The sequence below is a fragment of the Haloferax gibbonsii genome (assembly GCF_001190965.1).
Lineage (GTDB): Archaea > Halobacteriota > Halobacteria > Halobacteriales > Haloferacaceae > Haloferax > Haloferax gibbonsii.
Map to the genome: position 1 here is coordinate 1,743,482 of NZ_CP011947.1, position 12,087 is coordinate 1,755,568.

Sequence of the window (12,087 nt, forward strand, 5' to 3'; positions counted from 1 at the left end):
TTCGTTCAGTAGTCGCCGCCGCGGGTGGCGTCCCCGTCTCGCTCCCACCACGGCGTCGGCAGTTCCTCGCGCGGCAGCGGCAGGTGTCCGTGGCCGAGGGTGTCGACGAGGTCGGTCTCGTCGCCGTCGAGAGCGACCCGAACGGTCGGCGCGAGCGTGCCGCCGAAGCGGCGCTGCTGTTCTTCGGGCGGGAGGAGTCCCACGTCGTCGAGGCTCGGTCGGTCGTAGTCGAAGTAGTTGAAGAACGACGAGACGAGGAGGTCGTCGCCGTGGTCGTAGACGAGCCACGAGTACGCCTGGAAGGGCGCGCCTTTCGGGTTCGTGAGAACCATCCCGTGGCCGTTCAGGGGTTCGTAGTCGCCCGCGAGGTCGTCGGCGACGAACCCGTAGAGGGCATCGTAGCCCGTCAGGCCGGGCGCGAACGTGTGGACGTGGCTGGAGACGAACAGGTGGTACGTCCCGTCGCGGACGACGAGGTGCGGGCGCTCCAGTTCCTGATTGACGCAGACGGCGTCGAGAAGCGGCGGCCGGAGTTCGAAGTCTGTCGGGTCGCCGGTCGGCGAGTGGGCGATGCCGACGCTCCCGTTGAACTCCTCCCAGACGGGGTCGTCGCACTCGCCGGCCCCCTCGGGGACGGGCGTGTTCGCCTCGAAGAGGAGGTACGTCTCGCCCGACGCGGGGTCCTCGAAGAACCACGGGTCGCGGAAGGTGTATATCATCCCGCGCGACTGGTCCTCGCGCTCGTACCAGTCGCCGTCCGGCGTGAGGATGATTCGGTGGTTCCACGACCCCTCGATGCTGAATCCGGCGTCGTCGGTGCGGACGGTCCCCCCGGTGGCGACTGCGATGCGCTGGGTGTAGGTCAGCTCCTCGGCGCCGTCCTCTCCGGCCGCGGTGTAGTAGAGATAGACGTCGCCGCCGTCGCCGTCCGGGTCGTACATCGCCGACCCGGCCCACTGACGCTGGCCGAGCGCGCCGCCGTCGAAGACGACGCCGCCGGTGGTCCACTCCTCGCCGTCTCGGGAGTAGAAGTAGCGAATCGTCGCCACGTCGTGGCGCTTGCCGGGGAGGAGGTCCGACGACGACGTCAGCGAGAAGATGACGCGATAGCCGTCGATTTCGGCGACGGAGCCGTCGCGGTTCCGGAGGAACCACGTGTCCCAGATGTGCAGGTCGTCGTCAAGTCGCTCGTCCGGGGGATAGATGACCGGCGCGACGTTCGAGTCGTCGCGGCGGAGGCCAGCGGCGTGTTCCCGCGTCCACGCCGGAATCCCTTCTCTGAATTTTTCACTCATTATCGTGTAAACTCGGGCGACTGTGATAGGTTTCACCATTCGTATCACCTATCAGAGAGACACCCCACTCGGTCCGTTTCGGGTTCCGTTCGGCGCTAGCGACGGGTCGAACTTGTTCCATCAGACACGCGCCCGACCCCCGAAACCAGCTAATATTGCCCGGAGGAGGCCTGACGCGCGGTTCGCACAACCGAATCCCTTTGAATCTCGACGGCTTACGACGGTGCAATGACAAAGGTCCGCGTTTCGCTTCCGGAAGACGCCGAAGACGGCTTACAGGCGTTTATCGACGAGGTCGACGCTCGTCTGGCCTCGGACGAAGACACCTGCACGGTCGTTCGGGACACCCTCATCGACCTGTTCGGCGACCGCGAGGCGTGGGAGCGCTGGCAGAACGGCAAGCCCGTCTCGCCCGCGACGCGGGTCCGACTGCAGGGGTACGACCCCTGCAACGCGACGCTCGAAGCCGAGTACTACGCCGAGAAGGACGACGAGAAGTTCAAGCGCTCGAAGCATCTCCAGTGGCTCTGGCGGCAGTTCGACGCGACGCCGATGGCCGACAACGTCGCGTTCGCCCTCCGGTTCCGACAGATGCTCGCCAACCACCTCTTCGAGGAGGCCGGGGACAACCTCCGCATCTTCAAGGGCGTCACCTTCTCGTACGGCCACAACATCTCCGTCGGCGACAACACGGTCATCCACGACGACGTGCACCTCGACGACCGCGGGAAACTCACCATCGGCGACCGCGTCTCCATCTCCGACAGCGCCCACATCTACAGCCACTCCCACGACACCGTCGACCAGACCGAGGTCAGAAACTACCACACGACCGTCGGCGACGACGCGCGCATCACCTACGACGCGATGGTGAACGCCGGCGTTTCGGTCGGCGAGAACGCCATCGTCGGGGCCCGGTCGGTCGTGCAGGGCGACGTGCCCGCCCACCACATCGCTGTCGGCTCGCCCGCCAAGAGCGTGAAAGTAAAGCCCGGCTTCGAGGACGCGGCCGAACCGCTCGACGCCGGCGGCGAGCGCCGCGCCGACGAGCGCGAGATTCCTTACGAGCTCCCCGACGACCTCGACGCCTTCGACGAGTTCGACCGCGAACTCGACGGACCGGTGGATTCCCACCGACGCGAGTAACTCCCTTTTCGGTGCCAGACCGCCGCGCCGGCATCGCCCGCGACCACCGTCGAGAGCGTCAGCAGACCCGTTCGACCGAAGAACCGATATAGCATGCTAACGTAAGTCAATGTGTGATGGACATCTGGGGTTGGATCGTCGTCTACGCCCTCGGGTTGACCCTGCTCCAGCTCCTGGTCTATCGGTACCTCGTCAACGGCGGTGAGCCGACGATGGGCGAGGGGACCGGTCGGGACTCCGCCCGGACGGACCGCTACGCCCACCCCGAAATCGCGGCGTCGTTCGACGACGGCTCGCAGGCCGGCGTGCAGACGACGCCGACGGGCGAGCGCATCTGCCCGAACTGCGGGGTCGAAAACGAGGCCGACACCACCTTCGACCTCTGCTGGAACTGCACCCGACGGCTCCGGTGACGACTCGCGGCCGAGCCCGTTTTACCAGCCCTCGACTAACTACGCGTATCATGGCCGACGACGACGAACTCCACGGCGAAATCGACGCGCTGGCCCGCGACATCGAGCGGGCGATTCTCGAATTCGACTCGGCCCTCGAACGCCACGCGATGCTTCGGCAGACCGCCCGCGAGCCGGTGTTTCGCTCCGAATCGCCGGAGCTCGACGACGTGCAGAACCTGTTTTTCTGAGTCGGTGACGCGTGCTATTCTTCGAAGAAGGTGAGAAGCAACGCGATGACGACGTAGACTCCCGCACCTATCAGTGCGAGTCTCACTGGCTGGCCGGGGGCGTCGAGTGCGCCGGTGTCGGTGACGCTGGCGTACACTTGGACCGTGAGCAACAGCGAGAGGACCATCAGCCACCGCCGAATCGACAGGAGGGACGTCTCGGTGTCCATATGCCCCGTTCGGACAACTGTCAATAAAGCCGGCTGTACGCCGACCGGGAGTGCCGCGAGTGAAACGAGCGGCACGTCGGTGAGACAGCGTCTCATCGGAAGTGCGTCGACCGGGACTGAGCAAACCGAAGGTTTGCGAAGGTCGGTCGGCAAACGACCGAAGGGAGTACCGCGAGTGAAACGAGCGGTACGTCGGTGAGACAGCGTCTCACCGGAAGTGCGCCGACCGGGAATTGAACCCCACTCGCAACGCTTCGCGTTGCTCGCTGCTTCAATTCCCTCAGGTCGCATCTCTTCACTCCATGGACTCGGAGCCTCTCGGCTCCTCGTCTGGCTCCGTTCAGAAGATGCGCCGACCGGGACTGAGCAAACCGAAGGTTTGCGAAGGTCGGTCGGCAAACGACCGAAGGGAGTGCGCCGACCGGGAATTGAACCCGGGCTCCGAGCTTGGGAAGCTCGTGTCCTACCACTGGACCATCGGCGCGCTACGCTTTGCTTGCGCCCCTGACTCGACCTCGCTCCGCTCGGTCGACCATCGGCGCTCATTGCATTCACCCCGTGGCTGACTTCACTTCGTTCAGTCACCCATCGGCGCTCACATTCGTTCGCCCCGCGCGTTGTCTCACTTCGTTCGACAACACATCGGCGCGCTGCGCTTCGAACCGCGTTCCGAAGCAAAAATCCGTAGACTGCGGGGGCACTTGAACGTAGCGCTTCACCCCATCGAACCCCCGCGAAAACTGGACGGCCGTCCATTGTTTTCGCGTGACACGTGACTATTTGGGCCCCCGGTTCCAACCGGCGCCCATGACATCCGTCGACGTTCTCTCGGAGGACGCCCCGTTCGACCTCCTGTTCTCCGAAGCGGAACTCGAAGCGCATCGCGAACACATCACGACCTTCATCGAAGACACCGTCGAAGCCGCCGGAGCCGACGGGGCCGTCCTCGGCCTCTCCGGGGGGATTGACTCGACGCTCACCGCCTTCCTCGCCGTCGAGGCGCTCGGGAAGGAGAACCTCCACGGGCTCGTCATGCCGAGCGTGGCGAACGCCGAGGACATGATGAGCGACGCCGAGGGGGTCGCCGAGATGCTGGGAATCGAGTACGACGTGGTCGAGATTCAGCCCATCGCCGAGACGTTCTTCGACACGTTCCCCGAGGCGGCCGACGACCGCATGGCCGCCGGGAACGTCTACGTCCGCACGCGGGCGGTGCTCAACTACTTCGTCGCCAACCACGAGAACCGCATCGTGCTCGGGACGGGCAACCGCGCCGAGGCGATGACCGGCTACTTCACGAAGTACGGCGACCAGGCGGTCGACTGCAACCCCATCGGGAACCTCTACAAACAGCAGGTCCGCCAGCTGGCCGCCCACGTCGGCGTGCCGGAAGAACTCGTGTTACAGACCCCCTCGGCCGAGATGTGGTCCGGCCAGACCGACGAGGGCGAACTGGGGCTCACCTACGACGCGCTCGACGCGATTCTCGCGCTCCACGTGGACGGCCCGCTCTCGAAGTCCGCGACGGTCCGCCACCTCGGCGTGACCGAAGAACAGGTCGACCGCGTGGTCGGCCTCGTCGCGGGCAGCGCCCACAAGCGGTCGATGCCCCCCGCGCCGTCGGCGCTGGACGTGTAACCAGCCGTCGAATCGCTCCGTTCGCAGCACTCACTTTTCGCGCGACGCCGCGATGTCGTCGACGTTCACCCGATGAAGCTCCGCGAAGCCGGCGGCTTCCCGTTCGAGTCGCGCTTCCCGCCCGTCGCGGTCGCGCAGTCGCTCCTTGATGATTCGGAGCGACCGGTGGTCGTTGTCGGCCATCGAGGCCGCGACCGCGCGCGGGTCGTCGACGATTCGGGAGACGAGGCCCATCCGGAGCGCCTCGTCGGCGTCGACGACGCGGCCCGAAAGCGAGAATTCGAGGGCGTGACCCTCGCCGACGACGCGCGGGAGACGGACGGTCCCGCCCCACGCGCCGAACAGGCCGAGTCGGACGCCCGGTTCGCCGAGGGTCGCCCGCGGGGTGGCCACCCGCACGTCGCAGGCGAGCGCGAGTTCGACGCCGCCGCCGCGGGCCGCTCCGTCGATGCCGGCGACGACGACCGATTCGGCGGCTTCGATGGCGTCGGCGACGCGCTGGCCGTGTTTTGCGAACGCCTCGGGGTCGTCGAGGTCGGCGACGCTGTCGAGGTCCGCGCCGGCGCAGAACGCCGGGCCGTTCCCCCGGAGGAGGACCACCGGCGCGTCGGCCTCGACGACCGCGGCTTCGAGGGCGTCGAGGTCGGTCGGTCTGAGCGCGTTCCGTCGCGCCGGGCGGTCGATGGTCACGACCCGGAGGTCGCCGTCGTCCGTCGTCCGTATCATACGCCCGTTGTGCCGTGGTTTTCCAAAGGTCTTTGCCCTCCCAACCGTAAGTCTCGGCCGATGGACGACGCCGTGCGAGCCCGCGAGGCCGCGCGCGAGGCCCTCTCCGATATCGAGCCCGAGGCCCTCCGTGCGGCGCTGGACGAACGCCTCGACGCCGCCTCCCTGACGCCGGCAGTGCTCACGTTCGTGAGCGCGCGGGCCGTCGAACCGAAGGTCGACCTGAACGGGATGGCCTCCCGCGCGGCCGGAGTGCAACTCATCTACGAGGGCCTCCGGCTCACTCGGTCGCTCGCCCACGACGAGCCGTGGACGCATCTCGATAGCCCCGAGGAGGACACCGACGCGGACCTCGACATCCTCGCGGCGGACGTGCTCGTCTCGCGCGGCTTCTACCTCCTCGCCCGAACCGAGGCCGCCGACCACGCCGTCGAGACGGTCCGCGCCTTCGGCCGCGACCAGACTCGCCGCCGCTCGGCAGACGAAGCGGCACGCCCGGACCTCGACGGCGAACTCGAAGTGAACATCTGCACGCTCGCCGTCGTCGCCGGCACCACGGCCGTCGGCTCGGCCCCGCCGACCGCCCTCGTGGAGTACGCCGCCGGGCTGGCCGACACCCACGACGGCGATTTCCCTCCGGCCGACGAGACCGTCTCCGAGGGGACCGTCGAGCGCATCGCGGCCCTCTATCAGGGCGGCGGTGGCGACGACGCGGTCACCTCCGCGGCGGACCGCTAATCGACATACGCTACCACGGTTCCGGGTCGGTTCGAATCGAAACCCCTAAAGAGTAACCCGGACAACCAAGGAATGCCTGCCTGGGTAGCTTAGCGGTAAAGCGCGTCCTTGGTAAGGACGAGACCCCGGGTTCAAATCCCGGCCTAGGCTCTTCTCGAAATTCAACTGTCGAGCGAGGCGTCTCGTCGCCGAGCAGTCGCTGAATTCCGTGTGCGACTGAACCGCCCCACTCGCACTCTCACTCCTTCCAGTCCCACCACTCACCAGCATCCTCCGAACCCAACACGTTCGCCTTCGAGTACCTCCCGACCTCGTCCTCGGCCAACGCCGTCGCCCACGAGACCCGCTCGCCCTCCGAACCCGGGCCTCGGCTGTCGTACTCCGCGTATTCGACCGTCTCCTCGGCTTCCGGACGCGACCAGTTGTGCCAGCCGGCGGGGAGCACGTGCGAGCCCATCCGCGTGCGAATAAACGCGGTCCGGGCGTGATTCCGCCACGGGCGGCCGAGATACACCTCGGACACGTCGGCGTCGGCGGTCAGTTCGCAGTCGAGAAAGACGAAACCGAAGGGCTCGTTCGCCGGCGTCGAGGCCGCCGTCACGTACGAGTCGGATTTCGAGTGGACGCGGCAGTCCTCGAAGACGGCGGTCGCACCGCCGAAAATGAAGTCGGTCGTCCCCTCGACGTAGCAGTCCGAGAAGTACTGGCGCGCGCCCTCGCCGGCGGCGTAGACGGTGTCTTGGTGGCCGAGGAAGCGACAGTTCTCGAAGCTCGCCCGGTCGGCGTCCACGTGGAGCGAAACGGCCTGTCCGACCGGGCCGGCGCTGTTCTCGACGGTCAGGTCGCGGGCGCGGAAGTCGTTGCCACGGACCTTCAGCGTGTAGGTGAAGAAGGTACTGTTGCGGCCGCGGTCGATTCTCTCGAAGTGGTCACCGTGGGTGATGACCGTCCCCTCGGCGCTCTCGCCGACGAGGGTGATGTCGGGGTTCCACGCGTGGACTTCGACCTTCTCGTCGTACACGCCGTCCCGGACGAGGATTCGGATTCGGTCCGGCGGGAACGACTTCGCGCCGTCGATAGCGGCCTGAATCGTCTCGTAGTCGCCGGTGCCGTCCTTCGCGACGACGTAATCGTACTCGTCGGGGTCGTCGGCCTCGGCGAGCGTGCCGAGCAGTCCGACGGCGACGCCGAGCGAAATCAACGCGAGGGTGAGAGACGCGAGCATGGCACGTACGTAACGTGCCGCCGATATACGCTTGGGGGATAGCGGAGGAACTCACGGTCGGGTCGGGTCGGAAACGGGAACGGGAACGGACCACCGCTCACCCGCACCGTCCCACACGAATATTCACGATAGACATTTACACGCACGCGATGTCGCCTGAGCCATGACACGGCTTTCGCGGTTCGGACCGACTCGCGTCCGGTGGGCGCTCTGGGCGCTCCTGACGACGGGCTTTCTCCTCGTCAGCTTTCATCGCGTCACCTCGGCGGTCCTCGCCGACGACCTCGCGCGGACGTTCGACACGACCGGCGCGGAACTGGGTATGCTCCACGCCTCCTTTTTCTACATCTACGCCGGCCTGCAGCTCCCGGCGGGAATCCTCGTGGACCGCGCGGGGCCGCGCCGAGTCGCCGCCGGCGGACTCGCCGTGATGGCGCTCGGCGTCTTCGGCTTCGCGCTCGCGCCGACCTACGGGGTGGCGTTCGCCTCGCGGGCGCTCCTCGGTCTCGGCGGGAGCGTCCTCTACACGGCCACGCTTCGGTTCCTCGCCAACTGGTACCGGCCGGACGAGTTCGCCACGATGACCGGGTGGACCGTCGCCGCGGCGGGCATGGGCGGCGTGCTGGCGACGACGCCGCTCGCGGTCGCAATCGACTCGGTCGGCTGGCGTTCGGTGCTCCTCGGGGTCGGCGTCGGCGGCGTCGGCCTCGCCGTCGTGACGTACCTCGCGGTCCGCGACCGACCGCGAGACGCCGGGTTCGACCCCCTCGACGGCGTCCGCCCGCCCGCGTCGTCGGTCGAACTCGGGACGGTCGTCGAGAACACGAAGCGCGTCCTCCGCGAGGGCGAGACGTGGCTGATGGGGACGATGCTGTTTCTCGTCTTGGGCACGAACTTCACCGTCACTGGCCTGTGGGGCGTTCCCTACATCGCCGACCTCTACGACGTGTCGGTCCGGACGGCCTCGCTTTTCGTCTTCGTCGGCAACGTCGGCTTCCTCCTCGGGTCGCCCGTGCTGGGGACGCTCTCGGACCGCATCGGCTACCGCACCGAACTCATCGTCGCCTCCTGTGTCGTCTTCACCCTCGCGTACGGGCTCGTCTTCCTCCTCGTGACGCCGCCGCTGTTGGTGGTCGGCGTCCTGCTGTTTTCGGCGCTGTTCGTCATGGGCGGGGCCGTCATCGCCTTCACGGTCGCCAAGGAGCGCCACGACGCCACCGCGAGCGCGACGGTCACGGGCGCGATAAACAGCATGGGCTACTTCGGCGCGGCGCTGTTTCCGGCGGTGATGGGTCTCGCCCTCGACGCCTACTGGACGGGCGAGACGGTGGCCGGCGCGCGGGTCTACACGCCGACCGGCTACCGCGTCGCGTTCGGCATCGCCACCGCCGCGGGCGTCGTCGCGGTGTGCTGTGCGTACCTGCTCCATCGGCGGGAGGCCCGCGCCGATGCGGCCCCGTCTCCGACCGCGAAACCGACCGACTGAGACGCGCCTTCCCCGCTAAAATAGCCGTCTCAGCTCTCGTATCGCGCTAACACGAACGGGTACTGGCTCCCCAGCTCGTCGTCCACGACGAACTCGGATTCGACCGCGAACCCGGTCGAATCGAGCGTCTCGTAGGTCTCGTCGATGTCGGGGAAGCTCCAGCGCATCTCGACGCCGCTGTCGAGCCAGTCGGGGTTCGACCCGGTCCACGCCTCGCCGCCGACGGTCGAAAGCAGGGTGCCGCCGGGCCGGAGGACGCGGGCGAACTCCGCGAACACCCGCTCGTGTTCCGCGATTGGGACGTGGATGACGGAGTAGAACGCGCAGACGGCGTCGAAGGAGTCCGACCGGACCGGAAGCGCGGTCATGTCTCCCTGTGCGAACCGCGCCGCCGGCACGTCTCGGCGGGCGCGGCGCAGTTGCTCGCGGGAGAAGTCGACGCCGACCACGTCGAAGTCGGCCGCGAGAGCGTCCGTCACGGGCGTTCCCTGCCCGCAGCCGGCGTCGAGCACCCGCGCGTCCGGGTCGAGGGCGTCGGCGAACTCGTCGAGCACCGCGGGCGCGTCGTCGCTCCGCTGGTCGAGGTAGTCGTCGGCGAGGCGGTCGTACGCGTCTCTGACGGCGCGTCGTTGGTCTGTCATTCTGGAACTCGGGTGAGTTCGACCGCGCGGCCGTCAGATAAGTGTCTTGTCCCGGTCGGCCCCCTCGCGGGCTGTCGGCTCGAAACGGCTGTCGGTTCGAAACGGAAGCGGCGCTGAAACCCGGAGAATTGGCGGTCGAGACGCCTCGAAAACGGGAGCCGCTTACCGGAGGTCGCGGACGAACCGCTCCGGCACGTAGTCGACGACGTGGTCGGGTATCGCCGCGACGGCGGTCTCCGCGATGGCGACCATCGGTTTCCGGAGCAGGACGTAGACGCCGGAGACGGCGACCGCGGCGATGACGAGCGTCTCCGCGAGGCCGTCGAAGGCGAGGACCGGCGGGACGGCGAAGGCGAGCGTCAGCGCGAGGTCCTCGGGTGCGCCGTCGTAGCGAATCAGGCGCTTCGGGGCGAGCCACCGGCCGTTCCAGTGGTCGTAGACGGCGCGCTCGGAGGTGCCGAGCCACGGCTTGAGTTCGAGGCCGCCGCCGAGCACGTCGGACGCGGAGTGGAGCGCGGCCGCCGCGAGGAACAGCGCGACGGCGAGCGTCGTGGTCGTCGGGTTCAGCGCGGCGACCGCTACCGCGGGCACGGCGAGCGCGCTGAAGTACACGGGGAAGTGGAGGGTCTTCCGGTGGCCCGCGTAGAGGTCGAAGTCGGGGAACAGGCCGCCGAGTGCGGCCGCGAGCACCGGGAGCATCCCGGCCTCGGGGACCAGCGCCCACACGGCGGTGCCGAGGACGACACCCGCGAGGGCGTGAGTGGTGGCCATCATCGATGGGGCGTATGCAATCTGGAGGAAAAACGATGTCGGTGGTCGTGCTAGCTAGTCTCACGGTCGAATTTAGGCTGCTCAGGTCGTAGCACACCGCAATGGTCCCCAGTCGAATCGAGCGACTCGCGGGGCGGGCGATTCAGGCCATCATCGTGTGTATCTTCCTCGTCGGTCTCTACACGCGGAACCTGAGCGTCGCCGTCAACGCCGTGCTCGCGCTGGCGGCGACGTTCCTCCCCGCGGTGCTCCGCCGCGACTGGCAGATTCGGCTCCACCCGCTTCTCGGCCTCTGGCTGGCGCTGGCGGTGTTGCTCCACGCCATCGGCATGCTCGGCCCGTACCACTACATCGACTGGTGGGACCACGTCACCCACACGCTCTCGGCGACCGTGGTCGCGGCGGTCGGTTACGTCACCGCGCGGGCCGTCGACGAGTACACCGAGACCGTCTACCTCCCCGACCGCTTCATGTTCGTCTACATCCTGCTTTTCACGCTCGCGGCCGGCGTGTTCTGGGAGGTACTCGAGTTCGGTGCGCGACTCGCCGCCGACGCCGTCGGCTCGGAGGCCGTCCTCGTTCAGTACGGTCTCGGCGACACTATCGTCGACCTCGTCTTCGACACGGTCGGCGCGGTGCTCGTCGCCCTCTTCGGGACGCCGTCACTCGCGGACACCATCGATTCGGTCACGGAGCGACTCGAACGGACTCGACCCTGACGGGGGCCATCTTTTAGCCATCCGGTGTGCATACTACTACCATGAAATTCGTTATCGTTGGCTACGGCCGCGTGGGTTCACGGACCGCCCGCGTGCTCCGGGAGGAGGGCCACGACGTGACGGTCGTCGACAACAACGACAAGAAGGTCGACCGCGCCCGCGACGAGGGGTTCGAGGCGGTTCTCGGCGACGGCGGGACCGAGAGCGTCCTGCGGGAGGCGGGCGTCGAGGGCGCAGACGCCGTCGGCGGGCTGACCGGCGACCCGAACATCAACTTCGCGGCCTGCATGCTCGGAAAGGAGTACGACTGCCGGACGGTCATGCGAATCAGCGAGGACTACCGCCAGGAGATTTACGAGCGCTACGCCGACGACGTGGACGAGATTATCTACCCCGAACGCCTCGGCGCGGCCGGCGCGAAGACGGCGCTCCTCGGCGGCGACTTCAACGCCATCGGCGACCTCACCGACCAGCTCCGACTGACGACGGTAACCGTCCCCGACGGCGCACCCGTCGTCGGCGACCACGTCGCCAACATCGACCTCGGCGCGGACGGGCGCGTCTACGCCCACGGCCGGGAGCGCGAGCCGATGACGATTCCGCTTCCGGGGACCGTCGTCGAACCCGGCGACCAGCTCGCGCTCCTCACGGAGCGAAACGCGCTGGAACGGGTTCGGTCGAAACTACTCGGCTGACGCCGCGACGACGTTCGGCGGGTCGAGAGGGCTCTCTGCGGTGTAGTCCGTCTCGGAAAACAGCGCCGTGGTGGCGGCGCCGCATGTCGTACCGGGGGAACCAGAACGACGATGGTGGTGGTGGTTTCGTGCCGGGCGCGCCGGTGGGAGGATGG

14 protein-coding genes and 2 tRNA genes are annotated in these 12,087 nt (G+C 67.6%); 9 read left to right on the forward strand and 7 right to left on the reverse strand.

Annotated features, from left to right (window positions below; translation table 11 throughout):
• Positions 1-5: 5 nt before the first annotated feature.
• Positions 6-1,295 (reverse strand): glycoside hydrolase family 68 protein, encoded by a 1,290-nt coding sequence (locus ABY42_RS09065; RefSeq protein ID WP_050459247.1) that lies wholly within the window; start codon positions 1,293-1,295, stop codon positions 6-8.
• 228 nt (positions 1,296-1,523) lie between these two features.
• Here ABY42_RS09065 and ABY42_RS09070 point away from each other — a divergent pair, with 228 nt between their 5' ends.
• The 3 genes from ABY42_RS09070 to ABY42_RS09080 all read left to right on the forward strand — a co-directional run bounded on the left by ABY42_RS09070 (position 1,524) and on the right by ABY42_RS09080 (position 3,084).
• Positions 1,524-2,441 carry an acyltransferase gene (locus tag ABY42_RS09070; protein ID WP_050459248.1) on the forward strand — a complete coding sequence of 306 codons (918 nt, stop codon included), beginning with the start codon at positions 1,524-1,526 and terminating at the stop codon, positions 2,439-2,441.
• A 116-nt stretch (positions 2,442-2,557) separates the two neighbouring features.
• The gene (locus tag ABY42_RS09075; RefSeq protein WP_004976394.1) at positions 2,558-2,854 is read left to right on the forward strand and encodes a DUF7577 domain-containing protein; all 297 of its coding nucleotides are present in this window, start codon (positions 2,558-2,560) and stop codon (positions 2,852-2,854) included.
• Positions 2,855-2,904: 50 nt separating this feature from the next.
• Positions 2,905-3,084: a hypothetical protein gene (locus ABY42_RS09080; protein ID WP_004976393.1), complete on the forward strand. Its 180-nt coding sequence runs from the start codon at positions 2,905-2,907 to the stop codon at positions 3,082-3,084.
• 14 nt (positions 3,085-3,098) lie between these two features.
• Here the strand turns inward: ABY42_RS09080 and ABY42_RS09085 are convergent, their stop codons facing one another.
• Together ABY42_RS09085 and ABY42_RS09090 are read right to left on the reverse strand one after the other, a co-directional pair.
• Positions 3,099-3,293 (reverse strand): hypothetical protein, encoded by a 195-nt coding sequence (locus ABY42_RS09085; RefSeq protein WP_004976392.1) that lies wholly within the window; start codon positions 3,291-3,293, stop codon positions 3,099-3,101.
• A 413-nt stretch (positions 3,294-3,706) separates the two neighbouring features.
• Positions 3,707-3,777 (reverse strand) — tRNA-Gly (locus tag ABY42_RS09090).
• A 323-nt stretch (positions 3,778-4,100) separates the two neighbouring features.
• Between ABY42_RS09090 and ABY42_RS09095 the strand changes: the two genes are divergently transcribed.
• Positions 4,101-4,931 carry an NAD+ synthase gene (locus ABY42_RS09095; RefSeq protein ID WP_050459251.1) on the forward strand — a complete coding sequence of 277 codons (831 nt, stop codon included), beginning with the start codon at positions 4,101-4,103 and terminating at the stop codon, positions 4,929-4,931.
• Positions 4,932-4,961: 30 nt separating this feature from the next.
• On the opposite strand, the gene ABY42_RS09100 is transcribed toward ABY42_RS09095, so the two are convergent.
• Positions 4,962-5,657 carry an enoyl-CoA hydratase/isomerase family protein gene (locus ABY42_RS09100; RefSeq protein WP_050459252.1) on the reverse strand — a complete coding sequence of 232 codons (696 nt, stop codon included), beginning with the start codon at positions 5,655-5,657 and terminating at the stop codon, positions 4,962-4,964.
• A 60-nt stretch (positions 5,658-5,717) separates the two neighbouring features.
• Between ABY42_RS09100 and ABY42_RS09105 the strand changes: the two genes are divergently transcribed.
• Positions 5,718-6,395: a DUF7114 family protein gene (locus tag ABY42_RS09105; RefSeq protein WP_004976389.1), complete on the forward strand. Its 678-nt coding sequence runs from the start codon at positions 5,718-5,720 to the stop codon at positions 6,393-6,395.
• Between the two features lie 78 nt (positions 6,396-6,473).
• Positions 6,474-6,545: transfer RNA gene (locus tag ABY42_RS09110), tRNA-Thr, on the forward strand.
• 88 nt (positions 6,546-6,633) lie between these two features.
• Here the strand turns inward: ABY42_RS09110 and ABY42_RS09115 are convergent.
• On the reverse strand, positions 6,634-7,620 hold the full coding sequence (locus tag ABY42_RS09115; RefSeq protein ID WP_050459253.1) for a pectinesterase family protein: 987 nt from the start codon (positions 7,618-7,620) through the stop codon (positions 6,634-6,636).
• Positions 7,621-7,783: 163 nt separating this feature from the next.
• On the opposite strand from ABY42_RS09115, the gene ABY42_RS09120 reads away from it, so the two are divergent.
• Complete coding sequence (locus tag ABY42_RS09120; protein ID WP_050459254.1) at positions 7,784-9,106, forward strand: MFS transporter; 1,323 nt, start codon at positions 7,784-7,786, stop codon at positions 9,104-9,106.
• A gap of 29 nt (positions 9,107-9,135) precedes the next feature.
• Here ABY42_RS09120 and ABY42_RS09125 read toward each other — a convergent pair whose 3' ends face one another.
• Together ABY42_RS09125 and ABY42_RS09130 are read right to left on the reverse strand one after the other, a co-directional pair.
• Complete coding sequence (locus ABY42_RS09125) at positions 9,136-9,747, reverse strand: class I SAM-dependent methyltransferase (protein ID WP_004976385.1); 612 nt, start codon at positions 9,745-9,747, stop codon at positions 9,136-9,138.
• A 162-nt stretch (positions 9,748-9,909) separates the two neighbouring features.
• Entirely contained in the window at positions 9,910-10,521 is a 612-nt protein-coding gene (locus tag ABY42_RS09130) for a metal-dependent hydrolase (RefSeq protein ID WP_172795736.1), read from the reverse strand.
• Between the two features lie 98 nt (positions 10,522-10,619).
• On the opposite strand from ABY42_RS09130, the gene ABY42_RS09135 reads away from it, so the two are divergent.
• A complete protein-coding gene (locus tag ABY42_RS09135) occupies positions 10,620-11,237 on the forward strand; it encodes a hypothetical protein (protein ID WP_004976383.1) in 618 nt (205 codons plus the stop codon).
• Between the two features lie 41 nt (positions 11,238-11,278).
• Positions 11,279-11,932, forward strand: a complete 654-nt coding sequence (locus ABY42_RS09140) for a potassium channel family protein (protein ID WP_004976381.1) — start codon at positions 11,279-11,281, stop codon at positions 11,930-11,932.
• The last annotated feature ends 155 nt before the right edge of the window (positions 11,933-12,087 follow it).

Coding starts and splice junctions, on each gene's coding strand:
- ABY42_RS09085 (WP_004976392.1), bottom strand. CDS start 3,293: ATGGACACCGAGACGTCCCTCCTGTCGATTCGGCGGTGGCTGATGGTC.
- ABY42_RS09135 (WP_004976383.1), top strand. CDS start 10,620: ATGGTCCCCAGTCGAATCGAGCGACTCGCGGGGCGGGCGATTCAGGCC.
- ABY42_RS09105 (WP_004976389.1), top strand. CDS start 5,718: ATGGACGACGCCGTGCGAGCCCGCGAGGCCGCGCGCGAGGCCCTCTCC.
- ABY42_RS09125 (WP_004976385.1), bottom strand. CDS start 9,747: ATGACAGACCAACGACGCGCCGTCAGAGACGCGTACGACCGCCTCGCC.
- ABY42_RS09115 (WP_050459253.1), bottom strand. CDS start 7,620: ATGCTCGCGTCTCTCACCCTCGCGTTGATTTCGCTCGGCGTCGCCGTC.
- ABY42_RS09100 (WP_050459252.1), bottom strand. CDS start 5,657: ATGATACGGACGACGGACGACGGCGACCTCCGGGTCGTGACCATCGAC.
- ABY42_RS09065 (WP_050459247.1), bottom strand. CDS start 1,295: ATGAGTGAAAAATTCAGAGAAGGGATTCCGGCGTGGACGCGGGAACAC.
- ABY42_RS09075 (WP_004976394.1), top strand. CDS start 2,558: ATGGACATCTGGGGTTGGATCGTCGTCTACGCCCTCGGGTTGACCCTG.
- ABY42_RS09130 (WP_172795736.1), bottom strand. CDS start 10,521: ATGATGGCCACCACTCACGCCCTCGCGGGTGTCGTCCTCGGCACCGCC.
- ABY42_RS09120 (WP_050459254.1), top strand. CDS start 7,784: ATGACACGGCTTTCGCGGTTCGGACCGACTCGCGTCCGGTGGGCGCTC.
- ABY42_RS09095 (WP_050459251.1), top strand. CDS start 4,101: ATGACATCCGTCGACGTTCTCTCGGAGGACGCCCCGTTCGACCTCCTG.
- ABY42_RS09070 (WP_050459248.1), top strand. CDS start 1,524: ATGACAAAGGTCCGCGTTTCGCTTCCGGAAGACGCCGAAGACGGCTTA.
- ABY42_RS09140 (WP_004976381.1), top strand. CDS start 11,279: ATGAAATTCGTTATCGTTGGCTACGGCCGCGTGGGTTCACGGACCGCC.
- ABY42_RS09080 (WP_004976393.1), top strand. CDS start 2,905: ATGGCCGACGACGACGAACTCCACGGCGAAATCGACGCGCTGGCCCGC.